Origin of the sequence: Agromyces terreus, assembly GCF_009749465.1 — a bacterium.
Classification (GTDB): domain Bacteria; phylum Actinomycetota; class Actinomycetes; order Actinomycetales; family Microbacteriaceae; genus Agromyces; species Agromyces terreus.
On the sequence record NZ_WBIS01000001.1, the window covers coordinates 727029 to 748452 of the forward strand.

The window sequence follows — 21424 nt, forward strand, 5'->3', positions numbered from 1 at the left end:
CTCCCATCCGAGGCTCGGCCCGCGCTCGCGCGCGGGCTCCTGCAGAGAAAGCAGAACCCGTGGCTGCACCCTCCAAGCGGTCGTCGCGCCCGACGTCCGTCCGTAAGGCATGGCGCTCGCTGACCTGGCTCGGCGTGATCATCGTCGGCCTGTTCGCCATCAACGCCGCCGGCGTCATCTGGGGCGGCGGCTCATGGACGCCGAAGCTCGCCCTCGACCTCGAAGGCGGAACCCAGATCATCCTCGAGCCGCAGCTCGAGAGCGGTCAGACCGCGACACAGGAGCAGCTGGACCAGGCCGTCTCCATCATCAGGCAGCGCGTCGACGCGTCGGGTGTGGCTGAGCCCGAGATCAACACCGAGGGCACGAACGTCGTCGTTCGCATCCCCGGCGAACTCGACGATCAGACCCGTGCGCGCATCGAGCAGTCCTCGAAGCTCGAGCTGCGCGCGGTGCTCCTGAGCGACGCCGCCGCGACGTCCTCGGTGAGCCCGAGCGACGATCCGACGGCGACCGAGCCCGCCGAGGAGCTCTCGTCGACGCCCACGGCCGAGCCCACCGACGGCAGCGACCCGTCCTGGATCACTCCGGCACTCCAAGACGAGTACGACACCTTCGACTGCTCGACGCTCAACGACGCGGCGACGAACGTCGCGCCCGCCGACGAGCCGCTGGTCACCTGTGATCGCACCGGCACGGTGAAGTACCTCTTGGGCCCGGTCGAGGCCAGCGGCGAGAACATCGTCGACGCGACCAACGGCACCGTCACGACCTCGACGGGCGCGAGCACCGGCACCTGGGCCGTGAACATCCAGTTCGACGACGAGGGCACGAAGGACTTCGCCTCCGTCAGCACGCGCCTGTACGGCATGTCCGGGCAGACCCCGCGCGATCAGTTCGCGTTCGTCCTCGACGGCCAGGTGCTCACGGCGCCGTCGATGAACGGGGCCATCACCGACGGCCGGCCGCAGATCACCGGTGACTTCACGCAGGAATCGTCGAAGGCCCTGGCCGACCAGCTCAAGTTCGGCGCACTGCCGCTGAGCTTCAGCGTGCAGTCCTCCGAGACGATCTCGCCGACCCTCGGCACATCTCAGCTGCAGGCCGGTCTGCTCGCGGGCCTCATCGGTCTCGTGCTCGTCGTGATCTACACGATCTTCCAGTACCGGGCCCTCGCCTCGGTCACGATCGCATCGCTCGTGATCGCCGGCATCATCACGTACCTGATGATCACGATCCTCTCGTGGCGCGAGGGCTACCGCCTGTCGCTCGCCGGAATCGCGGGTCTGATCGTCGCGATCGGCTTCACGGCGGACTCGTTCATCGTGTACTTCGAACGTGTGCGTGACGAGCTCCGCGACGGGAGGCCGCTGGTCGGCGCCGTCGAAGCGGGGTGGAAGCGCGCGTTCCGCACCGTGCTCGCCTCGAAGGGCGTCAACCTGCTCGCCGCCGTCGTGCTCTTCGTCCTCGCGGTCGGCAGCGTCAAGGGCTTCGCGTACACGCTCGGTCTGACGACGATCATCGACGTGCTCGTCGTGATCCTCTTCACGCACCCGATGCTCCAGCTTCTGGCGCAGACGAGATTCTTCTCGAGCGGCAACCCGTGGTCCGGTCTCGACCCGACCGCGTTGGGCGCCGTGTACCGCGGGCGAGCGGAGTTCCGCAAGCCGGTCGCCGTGCCGGCAGGCAAGGTCGCGTCGAGCTCGAAGGAAGCACAGCGTCGACAGACCATCGCCGAACGCAAGGCGAACGCCGGCGTCGGTACCGGTTCGAGTGAAGGCAAGGAGTCCTGATGGCGAGCCGTCTGACCACGTTCGGCAACGACCTCTACACGGGCAAGCGCTCGTTCAACTTCGTCGGCGGCCGCAAGATGTGGTACATCATCGCGGCGGCGCTGGTCATCCTCGCCATCCTGATCCCCGCGGTACGCGGCGTGAACTTCAGCATCGAGTTCCGCGGCGGCTCGCAGTTCCAGATCGCGGATGTCGCCGACCCCGATCCCGCAACCGGTCATGACGCCGTCGCCGAGGTCGTTCCCGATGCGACGGTGACCGTGGCCGTCGTCGGCGGCGACGGCATCCGGGTCCAGACCGATCAGCTCTCCCAGGCGGATTCGCTCGCGGTCAGCAAGTCGCTCGCGGCCGCCTACGATGTGCCCCAGTCAGAGGTCACCTCGTCCTTTATCGGACCCAGCTGGGGTGCCGACGTCACCAGGCAGGCGCTCCTCGGACTCGGTGCGTTCCTGCTGTTGGCGGGCATCATCATGGCGATCTACTTCCGCACCTGGAAGATGTCGCTCGCCGCCATCCTGTCGCTGATGGTCGACCTGATCCTGACGGTCGGCATCTACGCATCCGTCGGGTTCGAGGTGAGCCCCGCTGCGACGATCGGAATCCTGACGATCCTCAGCTACTCGCTCTACGACACGGTCGTGGTGTTCGACAAGATCCGCGAGAACACCGCGCAGGACGGCAGCGAATCGCGCCGCACGTTCGCCGAGTCGGTGAACCTCGCCGTCAACCAGACGCTGGTGCGCTCGATCAACACGAGCGTGGTGGCGGCCCTGCCGGTCGCCTCGATCCTCTTCATCGGAGCCGGCGCGCTCGGTGCCGACACGCTCCGCGACATCTCGCTCGCGCTGCTCATCGGCATCCTCGTCGGAACATGGTCGACCGTGTTCCTCGCGGCACCGATGTACTCGCAGCTGCGAGAGGGCGAGCCGACGATCCGTCGGCACGACCAGAAGGTGCTCAAGGAGCGTGAGCTGGCTGCCGCCTCCGCGATCGCGGAGGCTCAGCCCACCGCATGATGTCCGCCCACGGCGAGATCGGCAGCGGCGGTGTCTCGGAGCGACGATAATTGAGTTCCGGAGGTGGGCGCATGACTGAAGCTGGGGCGAACTCGACGGCGTCGCTGCGCCGTCTCGTGCCGCGGATCTTCTCGAAAGCTCAGCCGTCCGGGGCGATCGACACGTTGCTCCGCACCGTGCGGATGCACCATCCGAAGGCCGATCTCTCGGTCGTCGAGCGCGCCTACACCGTCGCCGATCGAGCCCATGAAGGGCAGAAGCGCAAGAGCGGCGAACCGTACATCACGCATCCGGTGGCCGTCGCCCAGATCCTCGCCGACCTCGGCATCGGGTCCAAGACGGTCGCCGCCGCGTTGCTCCACGACACCGTCGAAGACACGGCGTACACGCTCGACCAGGTGCGTGCGGACTTCGGCGATGAGATCGCGATGCTCGTCGACGGCGTCACGAAGCTCGACAAGGTCAAGTACGGCGACTCGACGCAGGCCGAAACGGTCCGGAAGATGATCGTCGCGATGTCCAAGGACATCCGCGTGCTCATCATCAAACTCGCCGATCGCCTGCACAACGCTCGTACCTGGGGATTCGTCCCCGCGGCGTCGGCGACGCGCAAGGCGACCGAGACGCTCGAGATCTACGCGCCGCTCGCCCACCGCCTGGGTATCCAGACGATCAAGTGGGAGCTCGAAGACCTCTCCTTCGCGGTGCTCTACCCGAAGCTGTACGCCGAGATCGAGAGCCTCGTGCGCCAGCGCACGCCGCAGCGCGAGCAGTTCGTGCAGCAGGTCATCGATCTCGTCAACGACGACCTGAAGACCGCGCGTATCCGCGGCAAGGTCATGGGGCGCCCCAAGCAGTACTACTCGATCTACCAGAAGATGATCGTGCGGGGCCGCGATTTCGATGAGATCTACGACCTCGTCGGCATCCGGGTCCTCGTCAATTCGGTGCGAGACTGCTATGCGGTGCTCGGTTCCATCCACGCCAGATGGACGCCGCTGCCCGGCCGGTTCAAGGACTACATCGCAACGCCGAAGTTCAACCTGTACCAGTCGCTGCACACCACCGTGATCGGCCCGAAGGGCCGTGCCGTCGAGATCCAGATCCGGACGCACGACATGCACCAGCGAGCCGAGTACGGCGTCGCCGCGCACTGGAAGTACAAGGAGCGCATGGCCAGCGGTCGCACGACCGACGACGGCCCCAACACCCAGGACACCGATATGGCCTGGCTCGCGCACATCTCCGACTGGCAGGCGGAGACGGCCGACCCGGGGGAGTTCCTCGACTCGCTCCGCTTCGAGATCGGTGCCAAGGAGGTGTACGTCTTCACGCCGAAGGGACGTGTGATCGGACTGCCGTCCGGCGCCACACCGGTCGACTTCGCCTACGCCGTGCACACCGAGGTCGGTCACCGCACGATGGGCGCGAAGGTCAACGGCCGACTCGTGCCGCTCGAGAGCGAGCTTTCCAGCGGCGACGTGGTCGAGGTGTTCACGTCGAAGAACCCGGATTCCGGACCCAGCCAGGACTGGCTCGGATTCGTCAAGAGCCCGAGGGCACGCAACAAGATCCGCCAGTGGTTCACGAAGGAACGGCGCGACGAGGCCATCGAGCAGGGTCGTGATGCCATCGCGCGCGCGATGCGGAAGCAGAACCTCCCGCTGCAGAAGCTGATGAACCAGGACTCCTTCGCCGAGGTCGCTGCGCAGTTGCGGTACGACGACGTCTCCGCCCTCTATGCGGCGGTCGGCGAAGGACACGTCTCCACGCAGTCGGTGCTGGAGAAGGTCGTTGCCCTCGTGCGCGACGTCGACGAGGGCGACGAGCCCGACCTTCCGATCCCGGTGCGCGCTCGTGCGATCGCCCGGCATTCCGATTCGGGCGTGCTCGTTCGAGGGGCCCCCGACATCCTCGTGAAGCTGGCGCGGTGCTGCACCCCGGTTCCGGGCGACGCGATCGTCGGGTTCGTCACTCGGGGCGCCGGCGTCTCGGTGCACCAGGCGACCTGCCACAACGTGCAGTCGTTGCTCCGCGAACCGGAGCGCATGATCGACGTCGAGTGGGCCCCGAGCTCGAAGAGCATCTTCCTCGTGCACATCCAGATCGAGGCGCTCGACCGTGCGGGGTTGCTGTCCGACGTGACCCGGGTGCTTTCAGAGCACCACGTGAACATCCTCTCGGCGAACGTGTCGACCTCGAACGATCGGCTCGCCATCAGCCGGTTCGTGTTCGAGATGGGCGACACCACCCATCTGGACCGCGTGCTGAACGCCGTGCGCCGCATCGACGCCGTCTACGACGTCTACCGCGTCAGCGACGGCTGAGCGCAGACGCCGCAGGGCCAGAGCCCTGTGCGGGATACGACGTGCGACGTCGAGGCGATCGTGCAGGCTCGGCGCGAGATCCGCCCTCTGCGTGAGCATGTGCGCGACGATCTTCACGGCGTGCGCGTCGTCGATCGACGCGTCGCGCAGCAGGTCGTAGGCGGTGCGCACGGCGTTCGTGCATCGGACTCCGCCGATGAGCTCGATCTCGTTCCCTGCGATTCGCACTTCGCGGAACTCGAACGTCGCGCTCGCGTCGATGGCGACGCGAGCGTCGATCGGAACGCAGAACTGCGCCCGCCGCGGGGGCGCCAGAACCGCGCCGTGCACCCAAGCGGCGGACATCCGCTCGACGACGAGGTCACTCGGCGCGCCCGATGCGATCACCTGCGCGCGAAGGGCGGGAAGATCGGGCTCGTCGATCGGCACCCAAGCATCAGCGACCCGATGCAGATCGCCGTCGAGTCGAGCGGCGCAGAGTTCGGCGATGGAGAGGTCGTCGGTTCCGAGTGCCAACGGGAGCCTGGTCATGTTCCCATGATGACGGCTCGACGCCGTTCAGGCGGATCGGCGCCGGATCTGTGGAGAATCCGATCCAATCGCCGAGATCAACCGCCGACGGCCTTCAACCAGGCGCGTCGTGCCTCGAGGGCATCACGCGCCTCGGCCGCCGCGCGGGCATCGTTCGCCGCCTCGGCGTCGGCGAGCTCGGCCTCGAGCTTGGCGATCGCATCGTGGAGCTGCCCGAGCATTCCCTCGGACCGCGCCTTCTTCTCTGGGTCCTCGCGCTGCCAGCGCTCGTCCTCGAGCGACCGCACGTGGTTCTCGACCTTGCGGAGCCGGTCCTCGACGGGGCGAACCTGATCGCGCGGAACACGGCCGATGTCGTCCCACTCGCGCTGGATCTTGCTGAGCGCTGCTCGAGCCGCCTTCGGGTCGTTCTCGGTGAGGAGCTTGTCGGCGTTCTCGAGCAGTGCGAGCTTCGCCGTGAGGTTCTCGCGGTACTCCTCGTCGTCGCGCGCATCGATCTCGGCCTTCGCGTGGAAGAGCACGTCGCCGGCCGCCTTGAACTTGGCCCAGAGCGCATCGTCGAGCTTCTTGCCGGCACGACCGGCCTGCTTCCAGTCGTCGAGGAGCGCTCGGTAGTCGCCGATGGCGTCGGCGCCGCGAGGGGCGAGGGCCTCCGCTCGTTCGATGAGCTGCTGCTTGCGGGAACGCACGTCGCGGTGGGCAGCGTCGAGCTCGGCGAAGAACGCCTTGCGGTGCGTCTCGATCGTCGACCGTGCCGTACGGAACCGCTTCCAGAGCTCGTTCGCATCGTTCTTGGGCAGGCGCGGACCGTCCTGCTGGTGCCGCTGCCAGCTCGAGAACAGTGCATCGAGCTCGGCCGTGGCCTGCTTCCACTGCGTCTTCGCGGGGTCTTGAGCGGCGAGCGCCTCGGCCTGCTCGACGATCTTGGTGCGCTCGGCGAGCGCCTCGGCCAGCGCGGCCTTAGCTTCGGCCTGCTGCTGCTCGGTGAGCTCCTTGGTCGTGCCGGAGAGCGCTTCGAGGCGACGGGCGAGCGAGTCGAGGTCGCCGACGGCGTGCGCCCCGGCGACCGACGCCGTGAGCGAGGTCACCGCCTTGGAGATGTCTGCCGCGGGTGCTCCGCGACGCGCGCGCTGTTCGAGGAGGGTGACCTGACCGGCGAGATCGGCGTACTTGCGCTCGAAGTAGGCCAGCGCTTCTTCAGGAGTGGCGTCGGGGTACTGCCCGACCTCACGCTCACCGTCGTTCGTGCGAACGAAGACGGTGCCCGTCTCGTCGACGCGGCCCCACGGCTGTTGTGTTGAATCGGTCACGGCCTCACCCTGTCGTGCTCGGAATCCGCCCGAAGGCGGCATTGACGGTTCCAACCCTATTGCACCGCCGGGCGACGGCGCGGTCGTGATCACTCCACGCTGAACGAGGTGATGGCGACGGGGACCGCGGGAGTTCCATCGGTCCCGCCGTCGACGACGCCCGCCTCGACGACCCCGGCCTGCAGTTCTTCGAGGCCGCTCGTGACCCGGCCGATCACCGAGTACCCGCCGACGCCGTCCTCGGAGGGGAGCGTGGTGTCCTGATACACGATGAAGAACTGGCTGCCCTGGCTGTAGCCGTTGCCGCCCTGGCGGGCCATCGCGATCGTGCCGGCAGGGTAGACGCCGTCGGCCGGGTCGTTCTCGACCGGTCCGTAGCTGTACCCGGGGCCGCCGGTGCCGTCGCCGCTCGGGTCGCCGCACTGGAGCACGTAGATGCCCTCGGTCGTGAGCCGGTGGCAGTTCCCGCCGTCGTAGAACCCGGACTGGATCAGGCTGATCTCGCTCGACACCGCCTGGGGCGCGGCCGCCCCGTCGAGCTCGATGCCGAGCAGGATGTCGTTCAGGGTCAACGTGCCGGTCCAGGTGCGGCCCTCGGCGATGTCGGATGACGGCACGTCACCGGTGTTCTGGCCGGCTGCGTCGGTGGGCGGCGCGGTCGTGGCCTCTGGGCTCGCGACCGGCTCGACCGAACCGGGCCCGCCGTTGAAGTAGAAGAGCTGCGCCGCGGTGGCGAGGGCGAGCACGACCACGAGCGCGATCACGGCGATGAGGTTGTCGCGCGACCTGCGGCGTTGCTTGCCGGCGTGCACCTCCTGCCGCGCACGGTAGGTGCGCAGCCGCGCTCGTTCCTCGCGGGCCTGACGGTCGTTCGATACCACGCATGCTCCTTCTCGCCGGACTCCTGCGAGCAGACTCTACGCAAGCGCGCGATTCGGCACCAATCGCCCCGCCGCTCGTCCGGTGCGGCGGGGCACGCCGGCCTCGGTGTCGGCTGCCGAGGCTACGCTGGTTCGCATGGTGAACACGGCGCAGGGCCTGCGTGCCGGCGCGACTCCGCTCGCGGTGCGCATGCGTCCCACGAGCCTCGACGAGGTCGCCGGGCAACGCCATCTGCTGACGCCGGGCTCGCCGCTCGTCGCGCTCGCCGGCGACCGCACCGGGGAGTCCGGGTCGGTCTCCGTGATCCTGTGGGGGCCGCCGGGAACGGGCAAGACGACGCTCGCGCAGGCGATCGCACGCTCATCCGGGCGCAAGTTCGTCGAGCTCTCTGCGGTCTCGGCAGGTGTTCGCGACGTCCGTCAGGTCATGGAGGAGGCCCGGTCGAGCCGTGACCTCTACGGCGTCTCCACGGTGCTGTTCCTCGACGAGATCCACCGTTTCACCAAGGCGCAGCAGGACGCGCTGCTCCCGGGGGTCGAGAACGGCTGGGTCATTCTGGTCGCCGCGACCACCGAGAACCCGTCGTTCTCCGTCATCTCGCCGCTCCTCTCGCGGTCGCTCCTGCTGACGCTCGAGCTCCTCTCCGACGACGACCTCTCGCTCCTCGTCGATCGTGCCGTGACCGACGCCCGGGGGCTCGGCGACGCCGTCGTCCTCGAGCCCGAGGCCCGCGCTTCGATCGTGCGTCTGGCCTCCGGGGACGCCAGACGGGCGCTGACGGCGCTCGAGGCGGCATCGGTCGCGGCGTTCGGGGCTTCGGCCGCGGGCGGAGCCGTCGACGTGGGAGACGACGCCGGGGAGAGCGTCGAAGACGAGCCCGAGGCGGATGCCGCCGAGCCGGCGAAGCCCGTCATCACGGCCGAGCTCGTCGCGCTCGCCGTCGACCGCGCGCTGCTCCGGTACGACCGCAACGGCGACGAGCACTACGACGTCATCAGCGCGTTCATCAAGTCGGTCCGGGGGAGCGACGTCGATGCCGCGCTGCACTACCTCGCGCGCATGATCGAGGCCGGCGAGGATCCGCGATTCATCGCACGGCGCATCATCGTGCTCGCTTCGGAGGACATCGGGCTCGCTGATCCCACGGCGTTGGGCGTCGCCGTCGCGGCGGCGGACGCGGTGCAGTTCATCGGCATGCCCGAGGGGCGGATTCCGCTCGCCCAGGCGGTCGTGCATCTTGCGACCGCACCGAAGTCGAACGCGGCCTATCTCGGCATCGACAAGGCGATCGCCGACGTGCGTGCCGGCAAGGCGGGCCGGGTGCCGAAGCATCTGCGCGACGCGCACTACCCCGGAGCGAAGCGGCTCGGGCACGGCAAGGGCTACGTCTACCCCCACGACGATGCGATCGGCGTCGTCGCCCAGGAGTACCTGCCCGAATCGCTGCGCGGAGCTGTCTACTACGAGCCGACGGAGCACGGCAACGAGCGCGAGGTGGGTGCGAGGCTCTCGAAGCTGCGCCGCATCGTCCGGGGCGGTCGATGAGGGCGACGTCGACGTCGGTGGACGGCGAGCCGGCCGTCGGCTTCCGCGACGTGCGGGCGATGCCGTGCGCCGCATGCGGCTCGGGAGTGTCGTGGTACGATGTCCTCTGGCCTGAAGCCTGATCCTCGAGCGCGGCTGCGAGAGGATCACCGGCGAACGGGTGAGATCTGTAGCCGATCCACCCTTGGCGAATCCCTCTGACACAGTTTCCCGGCGCACGATCGCGCCGTGAATTCACTTGAGATTCTTCCGAAAGGACATTCGTGTCGAACCAGTCACGCAGCAAAACCCGCCTCTCCCGCGCCCTCGGTGTCGCCCTGACGCCGAAGGCCGCGCGCTACATGGAGAAGCGCCCCTATGCTCCCGGCGAGCACGGTCGCACCAAGCGCAAGCAGGACAGCGACTACGCCGTGCGTCTGCGCGAGAAGCAGCGTCTGCGCGCCCAGTACGGCATCCGCGAGAAGCAGCTGAAGATCGCCTACGTCGAGGCCAAGCGCAGCGCCGGCCAGACGGGTGAGAACCTCGTCGAGCTGCTCGAGATGCGTCTCGACGCGCTCGTGCTCCGTGCCGGTTTCGCCCGCACGATCACGCAGGCCCGCCAGTTCGTGGTGCACCGTCACATCCTCGTCGACGGCCAGCTCGTCGACCGTCCCTCCTTCCGCGTGAAGCCGGGCCAGCTCGTGCACGTCAAGGCGCGCAGCGAGGGCACCGAGCCGTTCCAGGTCGCCGCTGCCGGCGGTCACGTCGACGTGCTCCCCAAGACCCCGGGCTACCTCGAGGTCGAGCTCGACAAGCTCCAGGCGAAGCTCATCCGCCGCCCGAAGCGCGCCGAGGTCCCCGTGACCTGCGAAGTGCAGCTCGTCGTCGAGTACTACGCCGCTCGCTGATCCAGCGTTCGACGACAGGGGCCGCGGAGTTTCTCCGCGGCCCCTGTTCGGTCCCCGGGGGGCGGATCCCGCCCGTTCGAGCGCCACTAGACTGGTCGGAGCCAAGCGGCAGCGCGCCGGGCGTGCCGCGCGACGAGATCGGTCAAAGGGAGCACTTCGTGAAGAGCATTCTGTGGTTCGCAGCTGGAATCGCCGCCGGATTCGTCGTGGCGCACCAGGTCAACCAGACCGCACAGGGTCGCGAGTTCTTCTCGAACGTCGACGCGAAGGCGAAGGCCTTCGGCCGAGCCGTAGCCGACGGCTACCACGAGCGCGAAGCAGAGCTCCGCTCGGTCGCCGACGACCTCCTCGACTGAACCGATCGCGTACACCGTCCAACGATCGCCGTCGGAGCGAGCTCCGGCAGCAGAACCCAGAACGGAATCATGCAGACCGCAGACATCCGCCAGCGTTGGCTGGACTTCTTCGCACGCCGTGGTCACACTGTCGTGCCGTCCGCCTCGCTCGTGTCCGACGACCCGACCCTCCTCTTCACGGTGGCCGGAATGGTCCCGTTCGTGCCCTACCTCACGGGCATCGTGCCCGCGCCGTACCCCCGGGCGACGAGCGTGCAGAAGTGCATCCGCACGAACGACATCGAAGAGGTCGGCAAGACCCCCCGCCACGGCACCTTCTTCCAGATGAACGGCAACTTCTCGTTCGGCGACTACTTCAAGGAAAGCGCCATCTCGATGGCGTGGGAACTGCTGACGACGCCTGAGGACGACGGCGGGTACGGCTTCCGCCCCGAAGACCTCTGGGTCACGGTCTACGAAGACGACGACGAGGCCATCGACCTGTGGAAGAAGGTCGCGGGCCTTCCCGACGAGCGCATCCAGCGTCTCGGCAAGGACACGAACTACTGGCACACCGGCCAGCCCGGACCGGCCGGGCCGTGCTCCGAGATCTTCTTCGACCGCGGTCCCGAGTACGGCATCGACGGCGGTCCCGCGACCGATGACGACCGCTACGTCGAGATCTGGAACCTCGTGTTCATGCAGTACCTGATCGACGACGTGACGAGCAAGACCGACTTCCGCATCGTGCGCGAACTGCCGAAGAAGAACATCGACACCGGCATGGGCCTCGAGCGCGTCGCGTTCCTCAAGCAGGGCGTCGAGAACATGTACGAGATCGACCAGGTGCGACCGGTGCTCGATCGAGCCGCGGAGCTCTCCGGCCGCACGTACGGCGCGAACCACGACGACGACGTGCGCATGCGCGTGATCGCCGATCACGTCCGCTCCGCGCTCATGCTCATGAGCGACGGGGTGAGCCCGTCCAATGAGGGCCGCGGGTACATCCTCCGCCGCCTCCTGCGCCGAAGCATCCGCGCGATGCGGCTCCTCGGCGTCGAGGGCGCCACCTTCCGAGAGCTGTTCGCCGCATCCCGCGACGCGATGAAGGCCGCCTACCCCGAGGTCGAGCGCGACTACGCGCACATCGAGCAGCTCGCGCTCGGCGAGGAAGCCACGTTCCTGCGCACGCTCGAGGCGGGCACCTCGATCCTCGACGTCGCCGTCGCCGAGACCAAGGCAGCCGGCAGCAGCCGGCTGGCAGGCAACACGGCGTTCCTCCTGCACGACACCTACGGGTTCCCGATCGAGCTGACCCTCGAGATGGCAGAAGAGGCCGGCATCGCGGTCGACCGCGTCGCGTTCGACGAGCTCATGACCGCGCAGCGGACTCGCGCGAAGGCCGACGCCAAGTCCAAGAAGAAGGTGCTCGCGGATCTCTCCGTCTACAGCGACTTCCGTGCCAAGGGCGAGACGGTCTTCACCGGGTACACCGATCTGATGACCGAGTCGTCGGTGCTGGGCATCCTGGTCGACGGCCTCCCGGTCGCGGCGGCGACCGCCGGGCAGACGGCCGAGGTCATCCTCGCCGAGACCTCGCTCTACGCGGAGTCGGGCGGTCAGGCGCCCGATCAGGGCCGCATCGTCGGCGACGGCTTCGAGCTCGAGGTCCTCGACGTTCAGAAGCCCGTCAAGGGTCTCATCAGCCACACCGTCAAGGTGCTCTCCGGCGAGGTCGGCGTCGGAGTCCCGGCGACGAGCGTCGTCGACGAGGAATACCGACGCGGCGCCACCCAGGCCCACTCGGGCACGCACCTCGTGCATGCCGCGCTCCGCCAGGTCCTCGGCCCGAACGCGCATCAGTCGGGTTCGTTCAACAAGGCCGGCTACCTCCGTCTCGACTACGGCTGGAACCAGGCGCTCTCGCCCGAGACCCGCACGGAGATCGAGGAGATCTCGAACAACGCGGTCCGCGACAATCTCGAGGTGGTGACGCGCGAGCTGCCCCTCGACGAGGCCAAGGCACTCGGTGCGATGGCCCTGTTCGGCGAGAAGTACGGCGACGTCGTGCGCGTCGTCGACATCGGCGGGCCGTGGTCGCGCGAGCTCTGCGCGGGCACGCATGTGCGATCGAGCGCCGAGGTCGGCATGATCAACATCATCGGCGAATCCTCGGTCGGGGCCTCGAACCGTCGCGTCGAGTCCCTCGTCGGTCTCGACGCCTTCCGCCGGTTCGCCGCGGAGCGCGCGCTGGTCTCCGAGCTGACGTCGAACCTCAAGACGCGGCCCGACCAGCTCGTCGAACGGGTCGGCGATCTCGTCGCCAGCCTCAAGGCGGCCGAGAAGCGCATCGCGCAGTTCGAGGCGAAGGCGCTCGGCGACCGGGTACCGGCCCTCGCGGCGAATGCCGTGCGAACCGGTGACGTCCTGCTCGTGGCCGAGACCGTCGGCTCGCTGGCGTCGGGAGACGAGCTGCGCTCGCTCGCGACCGCGGTGCGAGGCAAGCTCGGCGACGCGGCATCCGTCGTGGCGCTGACGGCGGAGGTCGGCGGGCGTCCGGTCGCGATCGTCGCGACCTCGCCTGCGGCCCGCGAGGCCGGGGCCGATGCCGGCGCGCTCGCGAAGACCATGGCCGGCGTGCTCGGCGGCGGGGGCGGCGGCAAGCCCGACCTCGCCCAGGGCGGCGGCAACGACCTCTCGGCCATTCCAGCCGCGCTCGACGCGGTGCGCCGCGCGTTCGCGTAGGTCGCCGATGCGCAGCGGAGTCCGGCTCGGGATCGACGTCGGCCGCGCCAGGATCGGGGTCGCCCGGAGCGACGCCGGGGGCATGCTCGCCGTGCCGATCGAGACCGTGGCGCGGGCGGCCGACGGCGACGGCGACGTTCGGCGGGTGCTCGAACTCGCCGAGGAGTACGGCGCGTTCGAGCTTGTCGTGGGGCATCCGCTCTCGATGTCGGGGGCGGCCACGCCGTCGACCGATGACGCGGTCGGCTTCGCCGGTCGGCTGGCAGCGGCCGGATCGGTCGTGCGGCTCGTCGACGAGCGCCTCTCGACGGTGAGCGCCCAGCAGGCCCTTCGGGCCTCGGGTCGCTCGACTCGCACGCAGCGTCCCGTGGTCGATCAGGTCGCAGCCGTTATCATTCTGCAACACGCACTCGACAGCGAGCGCGCCTCCGGCAATCCTCCCGGTCGAGCGCTTCGACCCGACGAAGGGCCCTCCACCCTGTGACCCAGCTCCCCCCAGAGCGCCGAGACCCCACCCCTGCACGCCCTGCCACCGATTGGCATGCGCTGCTCAACGGCGAGGCGGAGGCGGATGCCGCACGAAAGGCCGCTGCCGCGGCCGGCGGCGCGAACGGACCGAAGACCTCGGCCCCCGACGGCGGCACGACGCAGCCGGCGATGACCCGTCGGGAGATGCGCGAGCGCGAGCAGCGCGGACGCGACCAGGCGATGGCCGTCGAAGAGACGGCGCCGGTCGCGCCGCAGTCGGCCGCGGAGCCTCCGGTCGATCCGTTCGTCTCCAATCGGGTCGACCGCCGAGCGAGTGCGTACGACGAGTACCACGAACCGAAGAAGAAGCGGCGCGGCGCGTGGGGCTGCCTGATCGGGCTGCTCATCGTGGGCGGTCTCGTCGCCGGTTCGGTGGTCTTCCTCCAGGGGCCGATCAGCGCGATCGTCGAACGGTTCACGCCGGCGGCCGACTACGAGGGCGCCGGCGAGGGCGAGGTCGTCTTCATGATCCACGACGGCGACACGGGGTCGGACATCGCCGAGAACCTGGTCGCCGACGACGTGGTCGCCTCCTACGACGCCTTCTACGACCTGCTCCTCGCGCAGAGCCCCGAGCCCGAGTTCCAGCCCGGCGCGTACTCCCTGGCGAGCCGGATGAGCTCGCAGTCCGCGCTCGACGCCCTCACCGACCCCACCAACAAACTCGAGAACACGTTCGTGATCCCCGAGGGCACCGCGACCGTCGATGCACTCCCGCTCATCGCCGAGGGCACCGGCGTGCCGCTCGAGGAGCTGCAGGCCGCGGCCGCCGAGCCGCCGGCGAACTACGGCCTGCCCGCCGAGGCGAAGAACCTCGAGGGGTTCCTGTTCCCTGCGACCTACACGCTCGACCCCGGGTTGAGCGCGCACGATGTGCTCCAGACGCTCGTCGACCGGCAGTTCCAGGCGCTCGACGAGGCGGGCGTGGCACCCGAGGATCGCTGGAAGACGATCGTGCTCGCCGCGTTGGTGCAACGCGAAGCCGGGCTCCGCGACGACTTCTACAAGGTCTCGCGGGTGTTCCAGAACCGGCTGGATCCGAACCTGTGGGAGAGCGGCCTGCTCCAGTCGGATGCGACGGTCGCCTACGGCACCGGCAACACCCATCTCGTCACCACCACCGATGAGGAGCGCGCCGACGCCGGCAACCCCTACAACACGTACATCCACCCCGGCCTCCCGATCGGCCCGATCTCCAATCCGGGCGACCTCGCGATCGACGCGGCGCTGCACCCCGCCGACGGCCCATGGCTGTTCTTCGTGACCTGGAACCTGGACACCGGCGAGACGATCTTCTCCGCCACCGTCGAGGAGCACGATGCGGCGGTCGCGAAGTGGCTGGCCTGGATGGACGAGCACCCCGAGTATGGCTGAGCCGATCGGCGCGGCGCCCGCACGCCGGCTCGCCGTGCTCGGCCGACCGATCGGGCACTCGAAGAGCCCGGGCCTGCATCTCGCGGCCTACCGCCGGCTCGGGCTCGACTGGTCCTACGAGCGCGTCGACATGGACGGTGCGGGTGTGGGGGAGTTCGTCCGCACGAGAGGCCCCGAGTGGCGCGGTCTCTCGCTCACGATGCCGCTGAAGCACGACGTCCTGCCCGCGCTCGATGAGATCGACGCCGTGGCCCGGCTCACGGGCGCAGCGAACACCGTCCTGCTCGACGGCGGCCGACGCCTCGGGTTCAACACCGATGTCGGCGGCATCGTCCGATCGCTCGCCGACGCCGGACTCGACTCCGCGCACGCGGCGGTCATCCTCGGCGGGGGCGCCACCGCGGCATCCGCGCTCGCGGCCGTCGCCCAGCTCGGCGTCGCCCGAGTTCGGCTGCTGCTCCGTCGCCCCGAGGCCGGCGGTCCGCTCGTCGAACTCGGCCGGGCACTCGGCGTGGTCGTCGAACCCGAGCACCTCGCGGCCCTCGCCGAGGCCGAGCCCGTGGATCTCGTGGTGAGCACGCTGCCCGGCGGCACGGACCCGGGCGTCGAGGCATCCGCCGCACTCGCCTCCGCTGCGCTCCTGCTCGACGTCGCCTACGCACCCTGGCCGACGGTGCTGGCCGGGCAGTGGATCGACCGGGACGGCCGCGTCATCGACGGCAGCGGCATGCTCCTGCACCAGGCGCTGCTGCAGGTTCGGATCTTCGTCGGCGGCGACCCGACCGCCGCGCTGCCCGACGAGCAGGGCGTCCTCGACGTCATGCGCGAGTCGCTGCGCTGAGGCTGTGGAAGGATAGACGGCATGCTCCGTTGGCTCACTGCCGGAGAGTCGCACGGCCCTGAGCTCGTCGCGATCCTCGAGGGTCTTCCCGCCGGTATCCCCGTTTCACTCGATGACATCCGCGCCGATCTCGCGCGCCGCAAACTCGGCTACGGCCGCGGTGCGCGCATGAAGTTCGAGCAGGACGAGCTCGCGATCTCGGGCGGCGTGCGCCATGGTTCGAGCCTCGGCGGCCCGATCGCGCTGCGCATCGGCAACACCGAGTGGCCCAAGTGGCAGGAGGTCATGAGCCCCGAGCCCATCGACCCCGCGCGGCTCGGACGCGGACGCGGTGCCGCGCTCACGCGCCCCCGCCCGGGCCACGCCGACCTCGTGGGCATGCAGAAGTACGCGTTCGACGAGGCACGACCGGTGCTCGAGCGCGCGAGCGCTCGCGAGACCGCGGCCCGGGTCGCCCTCGGCGCCGTGGCCCGCAGCTTCCTGGCCGAGCTCGGCATCCAGCTCGTGGCCCACACGATCGCGATCGGTCCGGTCCGTGTGCCCGACGGCCGGCCGTTGCCCCGTCCGTCCGACGTCGGAGCGCTCGACGCCGACCCCCTCCGTTGCTTCGACGCCGAGACGTCGACGCTCATGGTCGCCGAGGTCGATTCCGCTCACAAGGACGGCGACACCCTCGGCGGCGTCGTCGAGGTGCTCGCCTACGGCGTTCCGCCCGGCCTGGGCTCGCATGTGCACTGGGACCGGCGCCTCGACTCGCAGCTCGCAGCCGCGCTCATGGGCATCCAGGCGATCAAGGGCGTCGAGGTCGGCGACGGGTTCGAGACCACCCGTCGGCGGGGCTCGCAGGCGCATGACGAGCTCCACCCGTCCGACGGGCGCATCGTCCGCGCGAGCGATCGCGCGGGCGGCACCGAGGGCGGCATGTCGACCGGCACCGTGCTTCGCGTTCGGGCCGGGATGAAGCCGATCGCGACCGTGCCGCACGCGCTCCCGACGGTCGACGTCGCGACGGGCGAGGCGGCGGCCGCGCACCACCAGCGATCGGATGTCTGCGCGGTTCCCGCGGCCGGCGTCGTGGCCGAGGCGATGGTCGCACTCACGTTGGCGAACGCCGTGCTCGAGAAGTTCGGCGGTGACTCGATCGGCGAGACCCGCCGCAACCTCGAGGGCTACCTCGCGTCGATCTCCGATGCGCTCCGCTCCGAGGTCGCCGCGGCGGAGGCGCCCGAGCCCCGTGGCTGACGCCCGTGTCTGACGCATCCGGCACCGGGATCGATCGACCCGCGCCGGCGCTCGGCCTGCCGATCGTGCTGATCGGGCCGATGGGCGCCGGCAAGTCCCGCGTCGGAGCCCGGCTCGCGGCATCCGTCGGGGCGCCCTTCGTCGACACCGACTCGCTCATCGAGGCACGCTACGGGCCCATCGACCAGATCTTCGCACGCGAGGGCGAGGAGTACTTCCGGGTCGTCGAGCGCGAGCTCGTCGCCGAAGCGCTCCGCGAGGAGGCGGTCGTCTCGCTCGGCGGCGGATCGATCCTGCACGCCGACACCAGGGCCGACCTCGCAGATCTGGCCGTCGTCTGGCTGAAGGTGTCGGCCGAGGCGGTCGCGGCGAGGCTCGCGGGCGGCAACCGGCCGCTCCTCGCCGAGGGCGGCATCGAGCGCTGGATCGCCATCCAGGCCGAGCGGGCACCCGTCTACGCCTCGCTCGCCGACCTCGAGATCGACACGTCGCGCCGTTCGGTCGCACGTCTCGTCGACACGATCACCGATCATTTCGGAGGAACACGATGAACGCAGCCGAGACGAGCACCAGCATCCGGGTCGGAGGAGATGACGGCTACGACGTCGTCATCGGCAACGGCGTGCTCGAGGGACTGCCCGACGCCCTCGGTCCCGCCGTGAAGAAGGTGCTGATCGTGCATCCGTCGACGTTGGGCGCGCGCGCGGCCGCGCTGCGCGAGTCGCTCGCCGATCGCTTCGAGGTGCTGCTCGCCGAGATCCCCGACGCCGAGGCGGGCAAGCGCATCGAGGTCGCCGCGTTCTGCTGGCAGGTGCTCGGTCAGGCCGACTTCACGCGAACCGACGCGGTCGTCGGGCTCGGCGGCGGCGCCGTCACCGACCTCGCCGGGTTCGTCGCGGCGACCTGGCTTCGCGGGGTTCGCGTGGTGCAGATCCCGACGACGGTGCTCGGCATGGTCGATGCCGCGGTCGGCGGCAAGACCGGCATCAACACCAACGAGGGCAAGAACCTCGTCGGCGCGTTCCACCCGCCCGCGGCGGTGCTCTGCGATCTCGACCTGCTCGACACGCTGCCCCGCAACGAGATCCTCGCGGGCTTCGCCGAGATCGTGAAGGCCGGGTTCATCCGATACCCCGAGATCTTGGACACCATCGAGGCCGACGCCGACGCGGCGACCGATCCGACGACGCCGCAGTTCCGTCGCGTCGTCGAGCTCGCGGTGCAGATGAAGGCCGATGTGGTCTCCGAGGACCTGACCGAGCAGGGCCTGCGCGAGATCCTGAACTACGGCCACACCCTCGGGCACGCGGTCGAGCACGCCGAGCGCTATCAATGGCGCCACGGCGCGGCGGTCTCGGTCGGCATGGCCTTCGCCGCGGAGCTCGGCCGCCTCTCGGGCCGCCTCTCCGACGAGGTCGCCGACCGTCACCGCGGCATCCTCGAGCTCCTCGGCCTGCCGACGAGCTACCCGGCCGGCCGGTGGCCGACGCTGCTCGCGACCATGCAGCGCGACAAGAAATCCCGGGGCGGGCAGTTGCGGTTCATCGTGCTCGACGACCTCGCGAAACCGACCGTCATGCAGGCGCCCGATCAGTCGCTCCTGTTCGCGGCGTACCAGGAGATCGGCTCCTGATCCGCGTGATCCGACGATACGGCCCGCCTCGCGGCACGCGCGATGCCGGCGGATGCCGCGCCGCTAGGCTGGGGCGATGACGACGATCCTCGTGCTGAACGGCCCGAACCTCGGCCGACTGGGCACTCGCGAGCCCGAGGTCTACGGCAGCGAGACCCTCGCCGACATCGGAGCCCAGCTCGCGGCATCCGTGCCAGACGGGGTCGAGATCGACCTGCGGCAGACCGACGACGAAGCCGAGCTCATCGGCTGGATCCACGAGGCGGTCGACGCCCGTCAGCCGGTGGTGCTGAATCCGGCCGCGTTCACGCACTACAGCTATGCGCTGCGCGATGCCGCGGCGCAGTTGAAGCAGGCGGGCGTGCCGCTCGTCGAGGTCCACCTCTCGAACCCGCACGCCCGTGAGACCTTCCGGCACACGAGCGTGATCTCGGGCATCGCGACGGGGGTCATCGCGGGGTTCGGATCAGGCTCGTACCGGCTCGCCGTCGATGCCGTCCTGCGTTCGATCGAGTGAGTCGACTACACTCGATCAGTCGCATGCCTTCGTCGTGCGCCCGCAACTTTCCTCGAATCGAACGGAATCACCTCCATGGCAAGCACCGCTGACATCAAGAACGGCGTCGTCCTCTCCATCGACGGCCAGCTCTGGAGCGTCATCGAGTTCCAGCACGTCAAGCCGGGCAAGGGCGGTGCGTTCGTGCGCACCAAGCTCAAGAACGTCGTCTCCGGCAAGGTCGTCGACCGCACCTACAACGCGGGGGCGAAGATCGAGATCGAGAACGTCGACCGCCGGGACTTCACCTACCTCTACGCAGATGGCGACGGGTTCGTCTTCATGGACGCCTCCGACTACGACCAGATCACGGTGCCGGGCACGGTCGTCGGCGACGCGGCCAACTTCATGCTCGAGAACCAGTCGGTCACCGTCGCGCTGAACAACGGCAACCCGCTCTACGTCGAGCTGCCGGCATCCGTCGTGCTCGAGATCACGTACACCGAGCCCGGCCTCCAGGGCGACCGCTCGACGGGCGGCACGAAGCCCGCGACCGTCGAGACCGGCTACGAGATCCAGGTGCCGCTCTTCCTCGAGACCGGCACGAAGGTCAAGGTCGACACCCGCGACGGCTCCTACCTCGGGCGCGTGAACGACTAGTGAGCGCACGTACGAAGGCGCGCAAGCGCGCCCTCGACCTGCTGTACTCCGCCGACATGCGGCAGGTGCCCGTCGAGCAGTTGCTCGCGGTCGAGGCGGAGCGCGCCGCGGGGGAGCCCGAGCGCCAGACCTCCTGGCTCTACGCACGCGAGATCGTCGACGGCGTCGTCGATCACCGCGACGAGATCGACGAGCTCATCACGACGCATTCGCGCGGGTGGACCCTCGAGCGCATGCCGGCCGTCGACCGTGCGCTGCTGCGCATCGGGGTCTGGGAGATCCTCTACAACGACGAGGTGCCCGATCCCGTTGCGATCTCGGAGGCCGTCGAAGCGGCCACCGTGCTCTCGACCGACGATTCGGCCGGGTTCGTGAACGGGCTGCTCGCGGCGATCTCGCACGCGAAGGCCTGATCCGCGGTGACGCGCGCCACATCCTCCGCCCGGTTCCGCGACGCCGGTCGCGTCCTCGTCGTCGGCGGGGCGCTCGCGGCGCTCCTCCTGCTCGTCGGCTGCGCGCCGAACGGCGGAGGGGCGACGCACGACGATGCGCCGTCGACGGCGACCGGAGCAGACCTGCCGACCGGGGTCGAGGGCGCCGCGCACTTCGACGACTTCGCCCTCGTCTCGGGCGACGGCGCGATCGACGTGCAGGTGTGGGTCGACCCGCTCTGCCCGATCTGCAAGGGCTTCGAGGAGGCCGCGGGCGACGGCATCGCCGCGCTCGTCGATGACGGCTCGATCACGTACTCGATCCACCCCATGAACTTCCTCGACCGGCTCTCGAACGGCACGCGGTACTCGTCGAGGGCCGATTCCGCGCTGGCCTGCGTCGCCGTGGCGCAGCCCGAGGCCCTGCTCGACGCCGTCGCGGCGGTGTACGACGCGCAGCCGGCCGAGGGCTCCGACGGCCTGACGAACGACGAGCTCACCGCCGTGCTCGAGGGCGCCGGGGCCGCGGGCGTCGACGACTGCGTCTCGGCCGAGACGTACACCGCGTGGGCGCAGGCATCGAACGACGCCGCGATCGGGGGCATCGAGGGCGCCGACATCCCGGCCGTGCAGGGCACGCCGACCCTGGTCGTGAACGGCACCGCCTACACGGGCGACGTCGCAGACGGCGACGCGATCCTCGCGTTCATCGCCGCGGGCGGCCGAGGCTGAACGTCGGAGAGCCTGCGCGCGCGACGTGTGCCGCCTCCTGACGCGCCGACGCGGACGTCGGCGTCGGCGTCGGCGTCGGGGCGTTCCGATCTGCGCCGCGCCCGTCACCCTGATAG

19 protein-coding genes are annotated in these 21424 nt (G+C 69.5%); 17 read left to right on the top strand and 2 right to left on the bottom strand.

The features are described from left to right. Positions 1-59: 59 nt before the first annotated feature. The 3 genes from secD to GQQ92_RS03295 all read left to right on the top strand — a co-directional run bounded on the left by secD (position 60) and on the right by GQQ92_RS03295 (position 5136). Complete coding sequence (gene secD, locus GQQ92_RS03285; protein WP_232057459.1) at positions 60-1793, top strand: protein translocase subunit SecD; 1734 nt, start codon at positions 60-62, stop codon at positions 1791-1793. Beyond that, positions 1793-2809: a protein translocase subunit SecF gene (secF, locus tag GQQ92_RS03290; protein WP_156997768.1), complete on the top strand. Its 1017-nt coding sequence runs from the start codon at positions 1793-1795 to the stop codon at positions 2807-2809. The genes secD and secF overlap by 1 nt, the downstream gene beginning before the upstream one ends. A gap of 71 nt (positions 2810-2880) precedes the next feature. After that, a complete protein-coding gene (locus tag GQQ92_RS03295; protein ID WP_156997769.1) occupies positions 2881-5136 on the top strand; it encodes a RelA/SpoT family protein in 2256 nt (751 codons plus the stop codon). A 608-nt stretch (positions 5137-5744) separates the two neighbouring features. Here GQQ92_RS03295 and GQQ92_RS03300 read toward each other — a convergent pair. Together GQQ92_RS03300 and GQQ92_RS03305 are read right to left on the bottom strand one after the other, a co-directional pair. Beyond that, complete coding sequence (locus GQQ92_RS03300; RefSeq protein WP_232057460.1) at positions 5745-6977, bottom strand: DUF349 domain-containing protein; 1233 nt, start codon at positions 6975-6977, stop codon at positions 5745-5747. An 89-nt stretch (positions 6978-7066) separates the two neighbouring features. Next, positions 7067-7858, bottom strand: coding sequence for a peptidylprolyl isomerase (locus GQQ92_RS03305; protein WP_156997771.1), 792 nt, complete (start codon positions 7856-7858; stop codon positions 7067-7069). Positions 7859-7994: 136 nt separating this feature from the next. On the opposite strand from GQQ92_RS03305, the gene GQQ92_RS03310 reads away from it, so the two are divergent. The 14 genes from GQQ92_RS03310 (at position 7995) to GQQ92_RS03375 (ending at position 21308) form a co-directional block, all read left to right on the top strand. Continuing rightward, entirely contained in the window at positions 7995-9404 is a 1410-nt protein-coding gene (locus GQQ92_RS03310; protein WP_156997772.1) for a replication-associated recombination protein A, read from the top strand. 263 nt (positions 9405-9667) lie between these two features. Then, the gene (gene rpsD / locus GQQ92_RS03315; protein ID WP_156997773.1) at positions 9668-10291 is read left to right on the top strand and encodes a 30S ribosomal protein S4; all 624 of its coding nucleotides are present in this window, start codon (positions 9668-9670) and stop codon (positions 10289-10291) included. A gap of 158 nt (positions 10292-10449) precedes the next feature. Then, complete coding sequence (locus GQQ92_RS03320; protein ID WP_156997774.1) at positions 10450-10647, top strand: hypothetical protein; 198 nt, start codon at positions 10450-10452, stop codon at positions 10645-10647. Between the two features lie 69 nt (positions 10648-10716). Then, on the top strand, positions 10717-13371 hold the full coding sequence (gene alaS / locus GQQ92_RS03325) for an alanine--tRNA ligase (protein ID WP_156997775.1): 2655 nt from the start codon (positions 10717-10719) through the stop codon (positions 13369-13371). Between the two features lie 7 nt (positions 13372-13378). Continuing rightward, complete coding sequence (gene ruvX, locus GQQ92_RS03330; RefSeq protein ID WP_156997776.1) at positions 13379-13855, top strand: Holliday junction resolvase RuvX; 477 nt, start codon at positions 13379-13381, stop codon at positions 13853-13855. Continuing rightward, positions 13852-15273, top strand: coding sequence for an endolytic transglycosylase MltG (mltG, locus tag GQQ92_RS03335; protein WP_232057461.1), 1422 nt, complete (start codon positions 13852-13854; stop codon positions 15271-15273). The genes ruvX and mltG overlap by 4 nt, the downstream gene beginning before the upstream one ends. Continuing rightward, the gene (locus GQQ92_RS03340; RefSeq protein ID WP_156997777.1) at positions 15266-16114 is read left to right on the top strand and encodes a shikimate dehydrogenase; all 849 of its coding nucleotides are present in this window, start codon (positions 15266-15268) and stop codon (positions 16112-16114) included. Before mltG ends, GQQ92_RS03340 begins: the two co-directional genes overlap by 8 nt. A 21-nt stretch (positions 16115-16135) precedes the next feature. After that, positions 16136-17356 carry a chorismate synthase gene (gene aroC, locus GQQ92_RS03345; protein WP_156997778.1) on the top strand — a complete coding sequence of 407 codons (1221 nt, stop codon included), beginning with the start codon at positions 16136-16138 and terminating at the stop codon, positions 17354-17356. Positions 17357-17361: 5 nt separating this feature from the next. Continuing rightward, entirely contained in the window at positions 17362-17907 is a 546-nt protein-coding gene (locus GQQ92_RS03350) for a shikimate kinase (RefSeq protein WP_232057462.1), read from the top strand. Continuing rightward, positions 17904-18989 (top strand): 3-dehydroquinate synthase, encoded by a 1086-nt coding sequence (aroB, locus tag GQQ92_RS03355; protein WP_156997779.1) that lies wholly within the window; start codon positions 17904-17906, stop codon positions 18987-18989. The genes GQQ92_RS03350 and aroB overlap by 4 nt, the downstream gene beginning before the upstream one ends. A gap of 76 nt (positions 18990-19065) precedes the next feature. Then, a complete protein-coding gene (locus GQQ92_RS03360; RefSeq protein ID WP_156997780.1) occupies positions 19066-19506 on the top strand; it encodes a type II 3-dehydroquinate dehydratase in 441 nt (146 codons plus the stop codon). Positions 19507-19581: 75 nt separating this feature from the next. Next, a complete protein-coding gene (gene efp, locus GQQ92_RS03365) occupies positions 19582-20145 on the top strand; it encodes an elongation factor P (protein ID WP_156997781.1) in 564 nt (187 codons plus the stop codon). Continuing rightward, positions 20145-20558, top strand: coding sequence for a transcription antitermination factor NusB (gene nusB, locus GQQ92_RS03370; protein WP_156997782.1), 414 nt, complete (start codon positions 20145-20147; stop codon positions 20556-20558). The genes efp and nusB overlap by 1 nt, the downstream gene beginning before the upstream one ends. 6 nt (positions 20559-20564) lie before the next feature. Beyond that, complete coding sequence (locus GQQ92_RS03375; protein ID WP_156997783.1) at positions 20565-21308, top strand: DsbA family protein; 744 nt, start codon at positions 20565-20567, stop codon at positions 21306-21308. Positions 21309-21424 lie beyond the last annotated feature (116 nt).

Coding starts and splice junctions, on each gene's coding strand:
- aroB (WP_156997779.1), top strand. CDS start 17,904: ATGAACGCAGCCGAGACGAGCACCAGCATCCGGGTCGGAGGAGATGAC.
- GQQ92_RS03295 (WP_156997769.1), top strand. CDS start 2,881: ATGACTGAAGCTGGGGCGAACTCGACGGCGTCGCTGCGCCGTCTCGTG.
- aroC (WP_156997778.1), top strand. CDS start 16,136: ATGCTCCGTTGGCTCACTGCCGGAGAGTCGCACGGCCCTGAGCTCGTC.
- GQQ92_RS03340 (WP_156997777.1), top strand. CDS start 15,266: ATGGCTGAGCCGATCGGCGCGGCGCCCGCACGCCGGCTCGCCGTGCTC.
- GQQ92_RS03310 (WP_156997772.1), top strand. CDS start 7,995: ATGGTGAACACGGCGCAGGGCCTGCGTGCCGGCGCGACTCCGCTCGCG.
- alaS (WP_156997775.1), top strand. CDS start 10,717: ATGCAGACCGCAGACATCCGCCAGCGTTGGCTGGACTTCTTCGCACGC.
- efp (WP_156997781.1), top strand. CDS start 19,582: ATGGCAAGCACCGCTGACATCAAGAACGGCGTCGTCCTCTCCATCGAC.
- GQQ92_RS03360 (WP_156997780.1), top strand. CDS start 19,066: ATGACGACGATCCTCGTGCTGAACGGCCCGAACCTCGGCCGACTGGGC.
- secF (WP_156997768.1), top strand. CDS start 1,793: ATGGCGAGCCGTCTGACCACGTTCGGCAACGACCTCTACACGGGCAAG.
- ruvX (WP_156997776.1), top strand. CDS start 13,379: ATGCGCAGCGGAGTCCGGCTCGGGATCGACGTCGGCCGCGCCAGGATC.